18 protein-coding genes are annotated in these 17,371 nt (G+C 60.6%); 6 read left to right on the top strand and 12 right to left on the bottom strand.

What is annotated here, in order from left to right:
• Positions 1-51: 51 nt before the first annotated feature.
• Positions 52-303, bottom strand: a complete 252-nt coding sequence (locus tag KDB76_RS05005; protein WP_013970986.1) for a DUF3077 domain-containing protein — start codon at positions 301-303, stop codon at positions 52-54.
• Complete coding sequence (locus KDB76_RS05000; RefSeq protein WP_169774995.1) at positions 300-446, bottom strand: hypothetical protein; 147 nt, start codon at positions 444-446, stop codon at positions 300-302. Before KDB76_RS05000 ends, KDB76_RS05005 begins: the two co-directional genes overlap by 4 nt.
• 520 nt (positions 447-966) lie before the next feature.
• On the opposite strand from KDB76_RS05000, the gene KDB76_RS29670 reads away from it, so the two are divergent.
• On the top strand, positions 967-1,275 hold the full coding sequence (locus KDB76_RS29670; RefSeq protein ID WP_024086157.1) for a transposase: 309 nt from the start codon (positions 967-969) through the stop codon (positions 1,273-1,275).
• Entirely contained in the window at positions 1,272-2,114 is an 843-nt protein-coding gene (locus KDB76_RS04995; RefSeq protein WP_024086385.1) for an IS3 family transposase, read from the top strand. The genes KDB76_RS29670 and KDB76_RS04995 overlap by 4 nt, the downstream gene beginning before the upstream one ends.
• A gap of 79 nt (positions 2,115-2,193) precedes the next feature.
• Here the strand turns inward: KDB76_RS04995 and KDB76_RS04990 are convergent, their stop codons facing one another.
• From KDB76_RS04990 to hmpA, 10 genes are all read right to left on the bottom strand, one after another.
• Positions 2,194-2,577 (bottom strand): YkgJ family cysteine cluster protein, encoded by a 384-nt coding sequence (locus tag KDB76_RS04990; protein ID WP_003259127.1) that lies wholly within the window; start codon positions 2,575-2,577, stop codon positions 2,194-2,196.
• Positions 2,578-2,736: 159 nt separating this feature from the next.
• The gene (locus KDB76_RS04985; protein WP_013970983.1) at positions 2,737-3,864 is read right to left on the bottom strand and encodes a hypothetical protein; all 1,128 of its coding nucleotides are present in this window, start codon (positions 3,862-3,864) and stop codon (positions 2,737-2,739) included.
• A gap of 132 nt (positions 3,865-3,996) precedes the next feature.
• Positions 3,997-5,205: an alanine transaminase gene (gene alaC / locus KDB76_RS04980; protein WP_013970982.1), complete on the bottom strand. Its 1,209-nt coding sequence runs from the start codon at positions 5,203-5,205 to the stop codon at positions 3,997-3,999.
• A gap of 339 nt (positions 5,206-5,544) precedes the next feature.
• Complete coding sequence (gene cyoE, locus KDB76_RS04975; protein WP_013970981.1) at positions 5,545-6,432, bottom strand: heme o synthase; 888 nt, start codon at positions 6,430-6,432, stop codon at positions 5,545-5,547.
• A gap of 11 nt (positions 6,433-6,443) precedes the next feature.
• On the bottom strand, positions 6,444-6,776 hold the full coding sequence (gene cyoD / locus KDB76_RS04970) for a cytochrome o ubiquinol oxidase subunit IV (RefSeq protein ID WP_003259128.1): 333 nt from the start codon (positions 6,774-6,776) through the stop codon (positions 6,444-6,446).
• Positions 6,776-7,399: a cytochrome o ubiquinol oxidase subunit III gene (gene cyoC, locus KDB76_RS04965; protein ID WP_023661242.1), complete on the bottom strand. Its 624-nt coding sequence runs from the start codon at positions 7,397-7,399 to the stop codon at positions 6,776-6,778. The genes cyoD and cyoC overlap by 1 nt, the downstream gene beginning before the upstream one ends.
• 3 nt (positions 7,400-7,402) lie before the next feature.
• Entirely contained in the window at positions 7,403-9,421 is a 2,019-nt protein-coding gene (gene cyoB, locus KDB76_RS04960; RefSeq protein WP_013970980.1) for a cytochrome o ubiquinol oxidase subunit I, read from the bottom strand.
• A gap of 3 nt (positions 9,422-9,424) precedes the next feature.
• On the bottom strand, positions 9,425-10,369 hold the full coding sequence (gene cyoA / locus KDB76_RS04955) for a ubiquinol oxidase subunit II (RefSeq protein WP_015268993.1): 945 nt from the start codon (positions 10,367-10,369) through the stop codon (positions 9,425-9,427).
• A gap of 559 nt (positions 10,370-10,928) precedes the next feature.
• A complete protein-coding gene (locus KDB76_RS04950; protein WP_013970978.1) occupies positions 10,929-11,435 on the bottom strand; it encodes a disulfide bond formation protein B in 507 nt (168 codons plus the stop codon).
• 561 nt (positions 11,436-11,996) lie between these two features.
• Positions 11,997-13,175, bottom strand: a complete 1,179-nt coding sequence (gene hmpA, locus KDB76_RS04945) for an NO-inducible flavohemoprotein (protein WP_023661240.1) — start codon at positions 13,173-13,175, stop codon at positions 11,997-11,999.
• Between the two features lie 154 nt (positions 13,176-13,329).
• On the opposite strand from hmpA, the gene norR reads away from it, so the two are divergent.
• The 4 genes from norR (at position 13,330) to KDB76_RS04925 (ending at position 17,112) form a co-directional block, all read left to right on the top strand.
• Entirely contained in the window at positions 13,330-14,883 is a 1,554-nt protein-coding gene (norR, locus tag KDB76_RS04940) for a nitric oxide reductase transcriptional regulator NorR (RefSeq protein WP_013970976.1), read from the top strand.
• A 199-nt stretch (positions 14,884-15,082) separates the two neighbouring features.
• On the top strand, positions 15,083-15,982 hold the full coding sequence (locus tag KDB76_RS04935) for a chemotaxis protein (protein ID WP_013970975.1): 900 nt from the start codon (positions 15,083-15,085) through the stop codon (positions 15,980-15,982).
• Positions 15,983-16,069: 87 nt separating this feature from the next.
• Positions 16,070-16,381: a hypothetical protein gene (locus KDB76_RS04930; protein ID WP_013970974.1), complete on the top strand. Its 312-nt coding sequence runs from the start codon at positions 16,070-16,072 to the stop codon at positions 16,379-16,381.
• Positions 16,378-17,112 (top strand): YkgJ family cysteine cluster protein, encoded by a 735-nt coding sequence (locus tag KDB76_RS04925; RefSeq protein WP_013970973.1) that lies wholly within the window; start codon positions 16,378-16,380, stop codon positions 17,110-17,112. Before KDB76_RS04930 ends, KDB76_RS04925 begins: the two co-directional genes overlap by 4 nt.
• Positions 17,113-17,371 lie beyond the last annotated feature (259 nt).

Here is a 17,371-nt window from a genome sequence, read left to right as displayed (position 1 = left end):
GTCGTGGCGACGAACCGCGTCGATGGGCCGCAAAGCGGCCCCAAAAATCGTTCAGGCGCCCCGATTCAAGCCCATTTCCATATCATTGATCAGCGCCTTGGCCATGGCACTGAGGATGCGCGCCGCGCTGCCGGCGATCTTGTCGCCCTCCATCTCGGCCTCTTCGTTCAAATGCTTGATACAGCCGATCAGCACCGACAATTCATCGAATGCCAGATCAAGCGGTACACCCGGCTCTACCCGGTACAGCTCAAGGAATTTCTCCGCACCTACGGTGGTGCGGGATTTGAGGTGGTCGCTCATGCCTGGGCCTCCTGCGCCTTTATGTGGGCTAACAAGGCGTGCAGCAGGGCAGTTTGCGTCGACATGTTTTCGAGAAGGGTGGAACGCAGGTCCGGGGCTTCTGCGTCGAGGTATTGGAGGATGGTGTTGGAGAGAATGTCCATGACCTGGGTAGCCTGGGACTTCGCGGCTTGGTAAGTAAGGTCTGTAACGGGTGGATCAGGTACAAGTTTTTTCATAGTCATCTCGGAAATATTTTCAGAGGCAACCACTCGCATCCTTCTCACAGATAAGGTGGCAGCCGTACGCGAGGTGAGAAGACCAGTGTCCGAGGCACCGGCCAGACCGAAGTCTGCACGCGCACGGCTGCCATAACTGGCAAGCCATCTCGAAACACCGGGCTTCTCACACCCGATCGCCAATTGTGACGACGCCGAAACGTTATCTCTGAGGTAGCTACTTGCCTATCAGACGGCATCCGACTGAGGCCGTAGGATAATTCCTAATCCCTGGCAACCTGAAGCATTTGGTTTCAGGTTCAGAATCTTCTTACAGCTGATGGCCCTTTCGCGGGTAAACCCGCTCCTACAGGGTACGGTGATACCTGTAGGAGCGGGTTTGAACTGGCCTAATGATCCCGGACACCTCTTAAGGGCGATATGATTCGCCCAATCAGGAGGTTCCATGCAAGAACGAAAGACCTACACCCGCGAGTTCAAGCAACGTGCTGCCAGCATGGTCCTTGATGACCACTGCTCGATTCCCGACGTCTGCGCCTCAATGGACGTCGGCCCTACAGCCCTGCGCCGCTGGGTTGATCAGGTGCGTAAAGAGCGACACAAGGGCCAGCCAGTAGCCGGTACCAAAGCGATCAGCGACGAACAGCGCGAGCTCCAGCAGCTGCGAGCCAAGATCAAGCGCCTGGAGACCGAGGCTGAAATCTTAAAAAAGGCTACGGCTCTCTTGATGTCGGATCCCGATCGTTTTTCCTGATTGAGGAACTGAGAGAGTCAGGCTCGTATCCGACCAGCCTTCTTTGCAGTGCGCTGAGCGTATCCCGTAGCGCGTTTTATGACTGGCTTCGCCGTCGTTCAACACCGAATACCAAGCGTGACGAACTCAGAGAGAAAGTAGTTCAGCTGCACGTCGAAAGCAGGGGAAGCGCGGGCGCGAGAATGATCTCTGAGTACCTGAAGGCCCAGCAGCTCAAGGTGGGACGGTATCTGGCCGGAAAACTCATGGAGGAGGCAAATCTGGAAAGCAAGCAGCGTCGTCCTCATCGGAATCGCTCCAAAGGTGTTGAAGCGTTTGTGGCCAAGAACCTGCTCGAACGCAACTTTGAGCCAACAGCAATTAACCAGGTCTGGTGCGGTGACGTGACCAGTTTGATGGTCGGGAAGCGCTGGTATCACCTGGCAGTAGTGATTGACTTGTTTGCGCGTCGGATCGTTGGCTGGGCGTTTTCCCTGATCAACGACGCCAACTTGGTTAGCAAGGCACTGAGGATGGCAGTAGGGGTTAGGGGCAAGCATACAGGCTTGATGTTTCACTCGGATCAAGGCTGCCAATACACCAGCCAGCGCTTCCAGTCCGAGCTGCTTGAGCATGGCATAACGCAGAGCATGAGTCGCAGGGGACAATGCTGGGACAACGCACCAACAGAGCGTTTCTTTGGAACGCTCAAGTCAGAATGGGTGCCGCCCAAGGGCTACAAGGAAATTGAAGAAGCCAAGCAGGACATGACCAGCTTCTTCATGCGATACAACCGAATCAGGCTCCACAGCTACAACGACTACCTGTCACCAATAGCTATGGAGCAGCAGGCGGCTTGATCACCGTAACCGGTGTCCGGAAATACTTGACCAGAACAGTTTACCCGCGAAAGGGCCGGTACAGGCTAACGAAATACGATCAGGCCACCTCAGCCCCATCATCCGGCCAATGCGGTTCGTTGGCCCCGGGCGGGGTCAGTGGTGGCAGGCCATACGCCGCCCGCGCATCGTCGCAGCTGGGGTTATGCACCCCACCCTCCCACGACGCCTCGAACTCGCGGCAGGGGCTGGAACGGTTGGCGTAGATGGTGCAAGCCACTTCCTGGCCGATCTCGCCCTGCAGGCTGATGCAGCGGCAGGGTTTGGCATCGGTGCCGATCATGGCAACACGGGTGGGGTTGATCTGTACCACCAGGTCGTCCGGCACAAGGCCCCCGGCGGACTGGCATTCGCCCCAGAAAAAGGACACACGGAAGTACCCGCAGCAGGCGCCGCAGTCAAGGCAAGGGTTGTATTCGGACATGATGGCACGGAGGGAAGGTTGTTGTTATCGGGGCTGGCCCGCGGCGCCATTTTCAATCCAAGCCGGGGCGGCTGGATAGAGGGGAATGCAAAAAATATTTGCCGCTGATCCGGCAATTGAACACGGGCGACCAATGACTTCCCCGGCCGCCCGTTCAAGTCAGCGTAATGCCTTGTAGGTGTTGACATCCCAGCGCTGCAGGCCAAGGCCCTCGGTCGGCTCATAGCCATCACCACACACCTTGCTGAAGTGAATGCAGGTCTCGCCGCAATACACCAAGCGGTCGTCATCTTCGCCCTCGGTAAGTAGGGTATACGACTCGCTACGCATGGCCTTGTAACGCCCTTCGGCAGCGGCCATGAGCATGTGATATCGCATCAAATGCTCGTCGCTCAGGAACAGGCGCCTGTCCAGTTGCACACCCCAGCGGGTCAGGCAGACCTCGGCAAAATGACGAACGATCAATCCCGGCTCCGCCAGTACCTTGCCATCACTCGCACCGTCGATGGAGGCGTTGCCCACCAGCGTGGCGTGGCGGCCTGGTATCGGGTAGATGCATATCCGTGTACTCGGTTCGACCGAAGGGATCACACAGGCAAAGCCTTTGGATCGCTCGTCCCGCGAATAGAAACCCACATACTCGCGGACATTGCCCGCCAAGGTTACCCGCTGGCTTTGCAGGTTACCGATGCCCGGCACCGGGTCGATGGCGAAGATATTCACAGGTATGTCCCGCAATACAGGGACCTGCGCCATGGCGTTGGCCAGCATGTGGCAACTGATCCCTCCCCTGCTCCAACCCACCAGGTTCACCTGGGTCGGCAAGCGCGGCTTGCGGAACAGGTTGATGATGCGCTCTTGCAGCTCCTGTGGCGTCGGGTGGCGTTCGCCGTAGTCATAGGTGCGCCAGAACCAGGAAGCTGTAGAGGTGGCATCCGGGATCGGAACACCGGCCTCCTTGAGCCGCTCGTATTCTTCCTCGCTCAGCTTGGTGCGCTGCCAACTGCTTTCGCCTTTGATCACCTTCAGCACATGGTTGACGTTCTCTTCCCAGCCGCTGCCAAACAACTGGCCGCTCCAGTTGAAATAACCACCGGGCTCGACGAACAGATTGTCATCCTGCAGGTTGCCGCTGCCGGGGCCGTCAACGGCAATCCAGTGAGCGAACTCGCGGCCCTGGTCATTGCTGGCCAGGGTCGAGACCAGCTCACCATTCCAGAAGTTGGGGTTGGCATCGTCGAAGCGGTGGGAGCCGGTGCCGCAGAAATAGGCGGTGAAGACACTCATCTTTCGGGTCTCTGAAGTGAGAAATGAGTGCAGAAAAATATTTAACTGGGTAGCTGTAGAGCAGTAGGAAAGCTGCTCCTACAGGTACGGCGCAGGCCGTGCGGCATGTGCCGTACCTGTAGACATGAGGGCTTACTTACGAGTCAGGCCATCAGCCCGGAACATCTGCCGGATCCCGCGAATCGCCTGGCGAATACGATCCTGGTTCTCGATCAGGGCAAAACGCACATGGTCATCACCATAATCACCAAAACCGATCCCCGGCGACACACAAACCTTGGCTTCGGCCAGCAGCTTCTTGGAAAACTCCAGCGAGCCCAGGTGCGCATACTCCGGCGGGATCTTCGCCCATACGTACATCGAAGCCTTGGGGTTCTCGACCATCCAGCCCAGCTCGTGCAGCCCTTTCACCAGCAGGTTGCGGCGCTGGCGGTACTGCTCGGCAATGTCTCGTACGCACTGCTGGTCGCCTTCCAGTGCTGCAATGGCAGCCACCTGCAGCGGGGTGAAGGTGCCGTAGTCGTGGTAGCTCTTGATCCGCGCCAAGGCACTGACCAACTCGGGGTTGCCGACCATGAAGCCGATCCGCCAGCCGGCCATGTTGTAGCTCTTGGACAGGGTGAAGAACTCCACCGCGATGTCCTTGGCCCCCGGCACCTGCATGATAGACGGGGCCTTCCAGCCATCGTAGACGATGTCGGCATAGGCCAGGTCATGGACCACCAGCACGCCATACTGCTTGGCCAGGGCCACCACGCGCTCGAAGAAGTCCAGCTCCACGCACTGAGCGGTGGGGTTGGACGGGAAGCCGAGGATCATCATCTTCGGCTTGGGGATCGACTCGCGGATGGCCCGCTCGAGTTCGTTGAAAAAGTCCACGCCCGGCACCAGCGGTACCGAACGCACCTGGGCACCGGCGATCACCGCCCCGTAGATATGGATCGGGTAGCTGGGGTTGGGCACCAGCACTGTGTCGCCCTGGTCGAGGGTGGCCAGCATCAGGTGCGCCAGGCCTTCCTTCGAGCCGATGGTGACGATGGCTTCGCTTTCCGGATCGATGTCGACCTCGTAGCGTTCCTTGTACCAGTTGGAGATGGCCCTACGCAGGCGCGGGATGCCGCGGGAGGTGGAGTAGCCGTGGGTGTCTTCACGCTGGGCGACCTGCACCAGCTTCTCGACGATGTGCGGTGGGGTAGCGCCATCGGGGTTGCCCATGCTCAGGTCGATGATGTCCTCGCCACGGCGGCGGGCAGCCATCTTGAGCTCGGCAGTGATGTTGAAAACGTAAGGGGGGAGACGATCGATGCGCGCAAAGCGACGCGGCGAACCTGGGTTGGCCATGGCTTCCTCTGAGTACGTAAGCGCCCGGAACCGTCCGAGCGACGCTGGCCGATATGGCGGCCTGGATCAGAAGATAATGCCGATACAGCATTCCTGTAAAGGACAATTTCCTGTTTTCATAGATCTTTTCAGATGTATTTTTTGAAAATAAGAAATTTATATTCTGCTGTGCCGGCCTCTTCGCGGGTTTGCCCGCTCCCACAGGATTACTCACTTGTCCCGAGACCTGCGCCGTACCTGTGGGAGCGGGCGAGCCCGCGAACGAGGCCGGCACAGAAAAACGCCCATAAAAAAAACCCGGCACAGTGGCCGGGCTTTTTCGTGAAACAGGCAGCAGTATCAGCGTGCGTATGTCATCAGCACGTCCGCAGCGGTCTGGCTGTCCACACCCATCATCACACTCAGGGCAGTGACGGTGAGGATGGAGAAGCCGAACACCTTGCGTGCCCACTTGCTGTCGTCCTCGGCCTTGTAGCCAGCCCAGGCCATGTACAGCCAGTACAGGCCCATGGCTGCTGCCACGGCCAGATAGCCGAGGCCGGCGTAACCGCCGAGGGTAAGCATCAGGGTTGCGAGCACGAAAGCCAGCACGTACAGCACGATCTGCTTCTTCGCCGCGAGGATGCCACGTGCCACCGGCAGGACCGGAATGTTGGCAGCGCTGTAATCCTTGAAGCGGAAGATCGCGATTGCGAAGCTGTGCGGCATCTGCCACAGGCTGAACATCACCAGCAGGGTAAACGCAGCCAGGTCGAAGCTGTTGCTCACGGCGCAATAGCCGATCACCGGAGGCATGGCACCAGACAGGCTGCCGACCAAGGTGCCGTGCACCGATTTACGCTTCAGCCACAGGCTGTAGAAACCGACGTAGACGATGAAGCCGATCAGCGCACAGAACGCCGACAGCGGGTTGGCCTGGACATACAGCAGGCTGAAACCCGCCACCCCGAGCAGGGTGGCGTAGATCAGCGCGAGGGGCAGCGACATGCCGCCCTGGACCATGACGCGGTTCTTGGTGCGCTCCATCTTGTGGTCGATGTCACGGTCGATGCAGTTGTTGAACACGCATCCGGACGCAACCACCAGCGAAGTACCGATCACCACCGCCAGGAACAGGGCGAAATCCACATGGCCCTTCGAGGCAAGGAAGAAACCGCCTGCCACGGAAAGCACGTTACCGAAAATGATCCCCGGTTTGGTGATTTGGATAAAGTGCTTAACGGACATGCAGTCTTACCTCACTTGGCCAACATTTCGAAGTGGATGCTGAACATGATCCACAGCGACAGGCCGACAAGCAGAGCGATCACCAGGGTGGTGAACAGGAACGTCGAAACGTTGTTGCGTTGCTCTTTCGAGCGGTCCATGTGCAGGAAGTACACGAGGTGCACTACTACCTGGATCACGGCCATGGCAACAATGATCAGAACGGTCAGGTTCTTCGGCAGGCTTGGCGACATGGCCAGGCCGAACGGGATCGCAGTCAGGATGATCGACAGGATGAAGCCGATCATGTACGACTTGACGCTGCCGTGGTTACCTTCGTGATGAGTGTCGTGTGCGTTAGCCATTACAGAACTCCCAGCAGGTAGACGACGGTGAATACGCAGATCCAGACCACGTCCAGGAAGTGCCAGAACAGGCTCAGGCAGCTCATGCGGGTCTTGGCGGTCGGCGTGATGCCGTGCTTGTTGATCTGGTACATCATGATTGCCATCCAGATCAGGCCGGCGGTCACGTGCAGACCGTGGGTACCTACCAGGGCGAAGAAGCCCGACAGGAAACCACTGCGGTTCGGGCCGTAGCCCTCGGCGATCAGGTGATGGAATTCGTAGATTTCCATCGCGATGAAGCCTGCACCGAACAGGAAGGTCACAGCCAACCAGCCCAGTACGCCAGCTTTCTTGCCGTCGAACATCTTCAGCATGGCGAAGCCGAAGGTGATCGAGGACAGCAGCAGGAACAGCGTTTCAACAGCTACGAAATCGAGCTGGAAGATGTCATGACCCGACGGGCCGCCGGCAAAACTGCCGGACAGCACCGCGTAGGTGGCGAAGAGCGACGCAAACAGGATGCAGTCGGTCATCAGGTACAGCCAGAAACCGAGTACGGTCATCTGGCCCGAGTCGTGGTGGTGGTCGTCATGCCCATGGTCGTGACCATGAGCAGCACCGTGCATTACTTGACTGGACATTGATTACACCCGCTCAAACGATTCGACACGTGCGCCGGCAGGCAGAGCACCTGCTTTGGCCAGCGCTTTCATGCGCTCGCCTTCGATGCGCGCCACTTCTTCGGCCGGAACCATGTAGCCCTGGTCGTCACGCGCAGCGTGGCGAACGAAGACAGCGATGGTTGCAACCAGGCTCGCGCCAACCAGCCACCAGATGTGCCAGATGAAGGCGAAGCCGAAGACGGTCAGGAACAGGCCCATGAACAAACCGGTGGAGGTGTTGCTCGGCATGTGGATCGCTTCGTACTTGGCCGCAGGCTTGTAGGCAACACCGGCTTCCTTGGCTTCGTGCCAGGCGTCCAGGCCAACCTTCTCAGGCATGTGGGCGAAGTTGTAGAACGGAGGTGGCGACGAAGTCGACCATTCCAGGGTACGGCCGCCCCATGGGTCGCCGGTCACGTCCAGGTTCTGGTTGCGGTCGCGAACCGATACGTACAGCTGGATCAGCTGGCAGGCGATACCGAACAGGATCAGCACGGCGCCGACAACGGCTACGTACAGGTAGGGTTCCCACAGCGGGTTGTCGGAGTGGTTCAGACGACGCGTCATGCCCATGAAGCCCAGGGCGTACAGCGGCATGAACGCTACGTAGAAGCCCGAGATCCAGAACCAGAAGGCAGCCTTGCCCCACTTCTCGTTCAGGGTGAAACCAAAGGCTTTCGGGAACCAGTAGGCGAAGCCGGCGATGTAGCCGAATACCGCACCACCGATGATCACGTTGTGGAAGTGAGCAATTACGAACAGGCTGTTGTGCAGCACGAAGTCAGCACCTGGAACAGCCAGCAGAACACCAGTCATGCCACCGATGGAGAAGGTGATCATGAAGCCCAGGGTCCACATGATCGGCGCGGTGAAGCGCAGACGGCCCTGGTAGATGGTGAACAGCCAGTTGAACAGCTTCACACCGGTCGGAATGGAGATCAGCATCGTCGCCAGGCCGAAGAAGGTGTTGACGCTGGCGCCGGCACCCATGGTGAAGAAGTGGTGCAGCCATACAGCGAAGCCCAGCACGGCGATGGCGCCCGATGCGTAGATCATCGAGTGGTGGCCGAACAGACGCTTGCCTGCGAAGGTGGAGGTAACTTCCGAGAACACACCGAAGGCCGGCAGGATCAGGATGTAAACCTCAGGGTGACCCCACGCCCAGAACAGGTTGACGTACATCATCGGGTTCCCACCAAGCTCGTTGGTGAAGATGTGGAAGTCCAGATAACGGTCAACAGTCAGCAGAGCGAGTGCAGCGGTCAGGATCGGGAAGGAAGCCACGATCAGCACGTTGGCCCAGGTGCAGGTCCAGGTGAAGATCGGCATGTCCATCAGTTTCATGCCAGGTGCGCGCATCTTCATCACGGTGACGAGGAAGTTCACGCCGGTAAGCGTCGTACCCAGGCCTGAGAGCTGTAGCGCCCAGATGTAGTAGTCGACACCCACCCCAGGGCTGTACTGAATGCCCGCGAGCGGCGGATAGGCAACCCAGCCGGTCTTGGCGAATTCACCAACGCCCAGCGAGATGTTGACCAGCAGCACGCCTGCCAGCAGCAGGTAGAAGCTCAGGGAGTTCAGGAACGGGAAGGCAACGTCACGTGCACCGATCTGCAGAGGAACCGCAAGGTTCATCAGGCCGGTGAAGAACGGCATCGCCATGAAGATGATCATGATCACACCGTGAGCGGTGAAGATCTGGTCATAGTGTTCAGGCGGCAGGTAGCCTTCGGAGCCACCGGTAGCGGCAGCCAGCTGGGTACGCATCATGATGGCGTCGGCAAAGCCGCGCAGCAGCATGACCATCGCGACGATGATGTACATCACCCCGATTTTCTTGTGGTCGACAGTCGTCAACCACTCGCTCCACAAGTAGGTCCACTTGCGGAAGTAGGTGATAGCACCGACGACAGCGATACCACCGAGCGCGATCATGGCAAGCGTCACCATGACTATCGGCTCGTGATAGGGTATCGCCTCCAGGCTTAGTTTACCGAACATCTCTTACTCCTCTGCACCGGCAGCTGGTTGCATACTCGATTCCACACCCTTGGTAGTGGCCAGATCTTTGCTGCCTGCTTCTTCGTGGCTCGGACGACCGCGGTTCATGCCTTCGTACTTGTCGACGATCAGCTGGAACTGGTCAGGCGAAGCCTCGCTATACAGCGCGACTGGGTTGTTTTCGCTTGGTTTGGCCAAGGCGTCGTATTCGGCCTTGTCCAGCTTCTTCGGCGACTGCTTGACCTCGGCGACCCACTTGTCGAAGTCTTCCTGAGAGGTGGCAGTAGCCTTGAATTTCATGCCGGTGAAGCCAGCACCGCTGTAGTTGGCGCTGATACCGTCGAACTCGCCGTTTTCGTTGGCGATCAGGTGCAGCTTGGTGGTCATGCCGGCCATGGCGTAGATCTGGCCGCCCAGGCCCGGGATGAAGAACGAGTTCATCACGGCGTCGGAAGTGACGCGGAAGTTGACCGGGGTGTTAGCCGGGAAGACGATCTTGTTGACCGTGGCAATGCCCTGCTCCGGGTAGATGAACAGCCACTTCCAGTCCAGTGCGACCACGTCGATCTGCACCGGCTTCACATCGGAATCCAGCGGACGGTACGGGTCCAGCTTGTGGGTGGAGTGGTAGGTGAAGTAGCCCAGGGCGATGATGATCAGGATCGGGATGATCCACACCGCGGCTTCGATCTTGGTCGAGTGCGACCAGTCGGGGGTGTAGGTGGCAGCCTTGTTGGAAGCACGGTACTTCCAGGCGAAAACCACGGTCATGATAATGACAGGAATCACCACCAGCAGCATCAGGCCGGTAGCGATCAGGATCAGGTTCTTTTGCTCAATGCCGACCTGACCTTTCGGGTCGAGCAGGGTCCAGTTGCACCCACTGAGTAAAAGCATGCCTAAAAAGGGCAATATGCCAAACAGTCTGGGGTAACGCTTTTTACTCATCTCACGACCTCTAGATCAGCTTGCTTCAATGCAATTTGTGTTTTGGTAGCCAGCACTTCGTCCTGCCAAGTGAGGCATTTCGCGCCCGAACTCGCTCCTGCCCGGGGTCCGACTGCAGGACCTTGGCGTCAAGCGGGTTAGCGGTGCTTATGGTTTCGTAGGCAACAGGCCTGTACTTCAGACCAAGTCCATTTGGTGCGGGAAAACGCGGAGGGGGATCCGCCCGGTATCGCCGTTGGGCGAAACTTGACGAAGTCAGCAAAAAGGAGCGCTGGGGCTTCCTTCAATCCTGCGACTCGCAAGCAGTGCCGAACGGAAATTGGGGGCGATTGTAGATAGGTCGCCAACCCTTGACTATGACTTATTGAGCAACAGTCCTTTACAGAATCTGCAACAATACCGCTCAAAAATTCAACTTCGCGACAGTTTGTCGCACCCCGCTTGATAGCCCCCAAAGCCGCATTCTGCAAGGCCTCCGAGTTGATCTGGATCAAGCGGTGAGCGAATTTTCCCTCTTCTCATGCGGCGTAAAAGACCCCATGCAATTCGGTACTTTTGTCTAACCCTGGCGTCGGTTGCGATAGATCCCGAGTGGAACCAGCACAGCCGTCAGGACGAACGCCACCAGTGCCCATTGCGCCAGCGACAGACCAAGGATCGGCGGGTATGGCGTGCTGCAGAAGCCGTCGACCTGGAACACCAGCGGCCAGAGCTTGGCCAGCGGCAGGTCGTCCACGATCGGCTGCAGGGTGTCGATGCCACAACTGACCATGGGGTTGGCGAGTATATACACATGGTTGCCGGCCGCAACGATTCCGCCGATGGCGCTGAGCACCACCAGTACCTCGAAGAAGGTGAGGCTACGGCGCCCGGGCATCGCCGCGGCGATGAAGGCGAACACGGCGATGAACAACAGCGCATAACGTTGCAGGATGCACAGCGGGCATGGTGCCTCGCCCAGGACTATCTGCATGTAGAGGGCGCCACCGATCAGCGAAATGCAGATCAGGCCCAACAGTACCAGAAAGCGCCGTTCCCGATTCAGGCGCGATGTTTGTTCGTTCATTGCCGGTTCCTTCGATGGATAGTGGCAGCGTGATCCGCCTGCCTGGCGCAAGTCTACACGCTGTGCAGGGCCTTTGAGCGTGCCGAGGAAGCGGCGTGATAGCGCTGCGCAGGGCTATCCGGTGTGGCTGAGACCGGCCGCAACGACGTCGGTTCAACGCAGGGCGGCAAAAAAGCGGCTGCCCGGGTGCCGCGCAGGGGCAAGCCCCTCGACACCCGGGAGTGAAGGATACCGTGATTAAAGGAGGATTAAAGATGAAAGCTGCACAGCCGCTTTCATCTCTCCTTTATATATAGGCAGGAAGGTGAAGTGCGGCCCAGCGGCTGGCAAGCCAGCCCCCAGGCGGCGAATGCGATCGACCGTTTCGTTCTCGATTACCCACGGGCGGGAGCAGTGCTGCAAGGGAGCTGGCTTGCCAGCGGCTGGGATGAATATGCTGTAAGCCTGTACCGACCTCTTCGCGGGCTTGCCCGCTCCCACAGGTACGCCACAGACTTCAGATCCTGTGGGGTACCCTGTGGGAGCGGGCAAGCCCGCGAAGAGGCCAGTGCAGGCGCTACATCACTCCAGCGCTGCCGCCGGCCCGAAGAACTCGTAGCGACTCTGCTGCTCTGGCACACCCAGGCCCTTCAACTGGCGCTTGACCGCCGCCATGAAGCCCTTGGGCCCGAGGAAGTAGGCATCCACGTCTCGCTCTTGCGGCAGCCACTCGGCCAGCAGGTCTTCGCTCAGCAGGCCCACGGCATCAGCCGCGCCGCCACCCTGCGGTTCTGCATAGCAGTAGAAGCGCTTGAGCTGCGGGTGACGCTCGGCCAGCTCGTCGATCCAGTCGCGGAAGGCATGCACGGCGCCGTTACGGGCGCAGTGAATGAAATGCACCTCACGCTGGGTTTGCAGTGCCGCCTGCAGCATTGGCAGGGTCGGGGTAATACCCACGCCACCGCTGATCAGCACCAGCGGCTTGTCGCTCGCTGCCAGGGTGAAATCGCCAGCCGGCGGGAACAGCTGCAGGGTATCGCCCACCGCCAACACATCGTGCAGGTAGTTGGAGACCTTGCCACCCGCCTCGCGCTTGACGCTGATGCGGTATTCCTTGCCGTCGCACAGTGCCGACAGGGAGTAGTTGCGGCGCTGCTCGGCGCCGTCGATGTCCAGCTTCAGGCCGATGTACTGGCCAGGCTCGGCCCTGAGCACCGGTTTGCCATCCACCGGGGCAAAGTAGAACGAAACGATTTCGCTGCTTTCCTGCTCACGGCGCACCAGGCGGAATTCGCGGGTGCCGCGCCAGCCGCCTTCGGCCTCTTCCTTCTGTTTATAGAGGTTCTCTTCCGCGCCGATCAGGATGTCGGCCAACTGGCCATAGGCCGCGCCCCAGGCGTCGATCACGGCGGGGGTGGCGATTTCCTTGCCCAGCACTTCTTCGATGGCGCGCAGCAGGCAGCTGCCGACGATCGGGTAGTGCTCCGGCAGAATCTGCAGGGCAACGTGCTTGTTGATGATCTGGCCGACCAGGCCGCCAAGTTGCTCCAGCTGGTCGATATGGCGGGCATACATCAGCACGCCGTTGGCCAGGGCGCGCGGTTGGTCACCGCTGGCCTGGTGGGCCTGGTTGAACAGCGGGCGCACTTGCGGGTACTCGCTGAGCATCATCTTGTAGAAGTGGGTGGTCAGCGCTTCGCCGCCGCTTTCCAGCAGGGGGACAGTGGCCTTGATGATTGCACGTTGTTCGGCATTGAGCATTGCAACAACTCCTGAGCCTGTGGCTTCAAATGACTGCCCGAGCTATTACATCAATCATGCCAACTCTTATCTCCAGCAAAATCAGGGGCTTGACGCAGGTCATGTCAAAACGACCCACCTCGACGTATAGTCATATCGACCCACAGGAGTCCATATGACCACGAAGCCCCTGCTCACCACCCTGCTGCCCCTGGTCAGCGACCTTTCCCGCGACCTGCCCGACCAGGAACGCTATCGCCGCCTGCTGCAGGCCATGCGGGGGTTGCTGCCCTGTGATGCCGCCGCGCTGCTGCGCCTGGACGGCGAGTGGCTGGTGCCGCTGGCAGTGGACGGCCTGAGCCCCGATACCCTGGGCCGGCGCTTCCGAGTCAGCGAGCACCCACGCTTCCAGATCCTGCTCAGCAGCCGGGAACCCACCCGCTTCGCCAGCGACTCCGAGCTGCCCGACCCTTACGACGGCCTGGTCAACGCCCCTGATGCCAACCTGGAAGTACATGACTGCATGGGTTGCCCGTTGATGGTCGACGAGCGCCCTTGGGGCCTGGTTACCCTCGATGCCCTCACCCCCGGGCAGTTCCAGAGCCTGGAGCTGGGCGCCCTGCAGGCCTTCGCCAGCCTTGCCGCCGCCACGGTCACCGTGGCCGAGCGCATCGAGCACCTGGCCCTGCGCGCAGAAGACGAACACCATCGCGCGGAGATCTACCGCCAGGCCAGCGGCCAGGACAAAGAGCTGATTGGCCAGAGCCCCGCGCACAAGCGCCTGGTCGAGGAAATCCGCCTGGTCGGTGGCAGTGACCTGACCGTACTGATCACCGGTGAGACCGGCGTCGGCAAGGAGTTGGTGGCCCAGGCCCTGCACCAGGCCAGCAACCGCGCTGACAAGCCGTTGGTCAGCCTCAACTGCGCCGCCCTGCCTGACACCCTGGTAGAAAGCGAACTGTTCGGCCATGTACGCGGAGCCTTCACCGGCGCCCATGGCGAGCGCCGCGGCAAGTTCGAGCTCGCCAATGGCGGCACATTGTTCCTCGACGAAGTCGGTGAACTGCCACTGACGGTGCAGGCCAAATTGTTGCGCGTACTGCAGAGCGGCCAGTTGCAACGCCTGGGCTCGGATCGCGAACACCGGGTGGATGTGCGCCTGATCGCAGCCACCAATCGCGACCTGGCAGCAGAGGTACGTATTGGCAACTTCCGCGCCGACTTCTACCACCGCCTCAGCGTATACCCGCTGCACGTTCCGCCGTTACGCGAACGTGGGCGGGATGTGCTGCTACTGGCTGGCTACTTCCTCGAACAGAACCGTTCGCGCCTGGGCCTGAACAGCCTGCGCCTGAGCAGCGAAGCCCAGGCCGCGCTGCTGGCCTACGACTGGCCAGGGAACGTGCGTGAACTGGAACACCTGATCGGCCGCTCGGCGCTCAAGGCGCTGGGCCAACATTCCGACAGGCCACGCATCCTCACCCTGGAAGCCATCGACCTGGACCTGCGCGCAACCGCAACGCCCGGCACCCCGCCCTCCCCTGCCGCGCCCTTGCCAGCGGCACCGCTACCCGAAGGGGGCCTGCGCGAAGCCGTCGACGACTACCAGCGCCAGCTGATCGAGGCCTGCCTGCAGCGGCACCAGGAAAACTGGGCAGCGGCTGCCCGGGAACTCGGCCTGGACCGCGCCAACCTTAGCCGCCTGGCCCGTCGGCTGGGGCTGCGCTGATTGAAACCAGCGCGGTACCTGTGGGAGCGGCTTTAGCCGCGAAGAATCCAACGCAGTGCATGGCACCGGCTGCGCCGGTGTTCGCGGCTAAAGCCGCTCCCACAGGGTCCCGAGCATTCCTTGGCTCGGTGCAAAATGACTAAAGCCAAGCCCGAACAGGCCGATAACCGGTTATCCCCTGTTCGCCACGAAGGTCACCATGGCCACGCAAAATGCCCGCGCGGACTCGCTGTCCCTGCTGCTGTTCACCCTGCGCAGCGGCAAGTTGATGGCAATCAACCTGCTCAAGGTCAGCGAGATAATCCCCTGCCCACCGTTGACCAAGCTGCCCGAATCGCACCCCCACGTGAAGGGCGTGGCAACCCTGCGCGGCAATTCGCTGTCAGTCATCGACCTGTCCCGCGCCATCGGCGAACGGCCGCTGGCCGACCCTGACGGCGGCTGCCTGATCGTCACCGAGATCAGCCGCTCGCGCCAGGGCCTGCATGTGCAGGCGGTCAGCCGCATCGTGCATTGCCTGAGCACCGACATCAAACCACCCCCTTATGGCTCCGGCAGCCGCTCGTTCATCACCGGCGTGACCCGGGTCGACAACACTCTGGTGCAGGTGCTGGACATCGAAAAAGTCATCCACGCCATCGCCCCGCCGGTGCCCGAACCGCATCACGGCACCCTGAGCGAGGAAGACGCCAGCCTGCTGGCTGCCGCCAATATCCTGGTGGTGGACGACAGCCAGGTAGCCCTGCAACAGTCGGTGCACACCCTGCGCAACCTCGGCGTCGAATGCCATACCGCGCGCAGCGCCAAGGACGCCATCAACGTGTTGCTGGAGCTGCAGGGCACCGCGCAAGAAATCAACGTGATCGTCTCCGACATCGAAATGAGCGAAATGGACGGCTACGCTTTCACACGCACCCTGCGCGAAACCCCCGACTTCCAGCACCTGTACATACTGCTGCACACCTCGCTGGACAGCGCAATGAGCAGTGAAAAGGCGACCCAGGCCGGGGCCAATGCCATCCTCACCAAGTTTTCCTCGCCAGAGCTGACCGATTGTCTGGTGGTGGCGGCGCGCGCCGTGGTGTTCGCCGAGCGCTGATATATTCGGAGACAAACTCCCCGGCTTGCCGTCGGGGTCGAGTCAGGCATAATTCGCGCCCCTCGCAAGTAACTTGCCGGAACCCGTATGAAGTTTTTCAGCTCTATCCTGATCAGTTTCGCCCTCTTCAGCGGTATCGCCCAGGCCTCCAGCAGCCAGGCCTGGAACGAGCAGCGCCAGCAGATGCTCAAGGCTTGCCTGGCCGCCAGCCAGTTCAAGGATGCTCACGCCCGCAGCAAGCCCGCCGAGTTCGATGATCAGGTCGGCATGAGCGCCCTGCTGATCGAAGGCGTCTACCCCCAGAAGCACATGCAGCAGCGCACCGGCACCGAGCTTTGCTTGTACGACCGCCAGCACCAGCGCGCCTTCGTCAGCGAGTGGAGCCCGGAAGCCAAGTGACCGACAGCCTGCGTTTCGCCTGTACCGGCTGCGGCAAGTGCTGTACCGGCCACCACGTGCCCTTGACCCTGGCCGAAGCGCGCCGCTGGGCGGACAACGACGGCCAGGTGGTGGTGCTGATCGAAGCCTTCGTTGCGGACGGCCCTGGCATGCCAGTAGAACAGCGTGATCATGTGCTGCGTCGTTCCCATCCCGTGCCCTGCGGCGACAGCGAAGTACGCGTCTCGGTGACCTTTGCCGCGTTCAACCCCGGGCGCTGCCGCAACCTCGACGACAACGACCTGTGCACCATCTACGACCAGCGCCCGCTGGTCTGTCGCATCTACCCGGTGGAAATCAACCCACATATACCGCTGCGCCCGGGCAGCAAGGACTGCCCGCCGGAAGCCTGGCAACAGGGGCCGGAGCTGATTCACGGCAGGCAACTGGTCGATGCCGGGCTGGAGGCGCTGGTGCAGGCCTCGCGCCAGGCCGACCGCGATGACATCGCCGCCAAGGTGGCGGTGTGCCAGGCGCTGGGCATGACCACCAGTGCGCTCAAGGGCAACGGATTTACTGCCTACCTGCCTGACATGGGGGCCTTCCGCGCGGGTCTGGAGCAGATACCGGAGGCTGGCCTGGCACAGTGGGCCCTGCACGTGGAGGACGCGGCGCTGGTGGCGAGCTTGCAGGAACATGGTTTGCGCACCACCAGCGAGCCCCCGGTGTATTACGCCTTCATCAGCTTCTAGCTATGCCTTGGCGGGGGCAACTGTCCTGTTCCAGATCTATGAACCGGCGCCATCCCTGTGGGAGCGGCTTTAGCCGCGAACACCGGCGGAGCCGGTGCCATGTACCGCGCTGGATTCTTCGCGGGTAAACCCGCTCCCACAGGGAACGCGGATCGCCCAGCTGATCAGTTCTCTGCGCGACAGCGCAGCGCAAAAGGCGAACGATCTCCTGCGGCGCAGGCGAAACTGACAGCACTGTCAGCCGGCGGTCACGCTGCCG

The organism is Pseudomonas sp. JS425 (assembly GCF_018223845.1).
Taxonomy (GTDB): domain Bacteria; phylum Pseudomonadota; class Gammaproteobacteria; order Pseudomonadales; family Pseudomonadaceae; genus Aquipseudomonas; species Aquipseudomonas asiatica.
This window is presented reverse-complemented; position numbering and strand designations above follow the sequence as displayed.

Bases quoted from the DNA above. Each gene is read 5' to 3' on its own strand.
- KDB76_RS29670 (WP_024086157.1), top strand. From the start codon at position 967: ATGCAAGAACGAAAGACCTACACCCGCGAGTTCAAGCAACGTGCTGCC.
- KDB76_RS04985 (WP_013970983.1), bottom strand. From the start codon at position 3,864: ATGAGTGTCTTCACCGCCTATTTCTGCGGCACCGGCTCCCACCGCTTC.
- alaC (WP_013970982.1), bottom strand. From the start codon at position 5,205: ATGGCCAACCCAGGTTCGCCGCGTCGCTTTGCGCGCATCGATCGTCTC.
- cyoE (WP_013970981.1), bottom strand. From the start codon at position 6,432: ATGTCCGTTAAGCACTTTATCCAAATCACCAAACCGGGGATCATTTTC.
- cyoA (WP_015268993.1), bottom strand. From the start codon at position 10,369: ATGAGTAAAAAGCGTTACCCCAGACTGTTTGGCATATTGCCCTTTTTA.
- cyoB (WP_013970980.1), bottom strand. From the start codon at position 9,421: ATGTTCGGTAAACTAAGCCTGGAGGCGATACCCTATCACGAGCCGATA.
- KDB76_RS04950 (WP_013970978.1), bottom strand. From the start codon at position 11,435: ATGAACGAACAAACATCGCGCCTGAATCGGGAACGGCGCTTTCTGGTA.
- KDB76_RS04930 (WP_013970974.1), top strand. From the start codon at position 16,070: ATGAAGTTTTTCAGCTCTATCCTGATCAGTTTCGCCCTCTTCAGCGGT.
- KDB76_RS05000 (WP_169774995.1), bottom strand. From the start codon at position 446: ATGGACATTCTCTCCAACACCATCCTCCAATACCTCGACGCAGAAGCC.
- KDB76_RS05005 (WP_013970986.1), bottom strand. From the start codon at position 303: ATGAGCGACCACCTCAAATCCCGCACCACCGTAGGTGCGGAGAAATTC.
- cyoD (WP_003259128.1), bottom strand. From the start codon at position 6,776: ATGGCTAACGCACACGACACTCATCACGAAGGTAACCACGGCAGCGTC.
- KDB76_RS04990 (WP_003259127.1), bottom strand. From the start codon at position 2,577: ATGTCCGAATACAACCCTTGCCTTGACTGCGGCGCCTGCTGCGGGTAC.
- KDB76_RS04935 (WP_013970975.1), top strand. From the start codon at position 15,083: ATGGCCACGCAAAATGCCCGCGCGGACTCGCTGTCCCTGCTGCTGTTC.
- cyoC (WP_023661242.1), bottom strand. From the start codon at position 7,399: ATGTCCAGTCAAGTAATGCACGGTGCTGCTCATGGTCACGACCATGGG.
- norR (WP_013970976.1), top strand. From the start codon at position 13,330: ATGACCACGAAGCCCCTGCTCACCACCCTGCTGCCCCTGGTCAGCGAC.
- hmpA (WP_023661240.1), bottom strand. From the start codon at position 13,175: ATGCTCAATGCCGAACAACGTGCAATCATCAAGGCCACTGTCCCCCTG.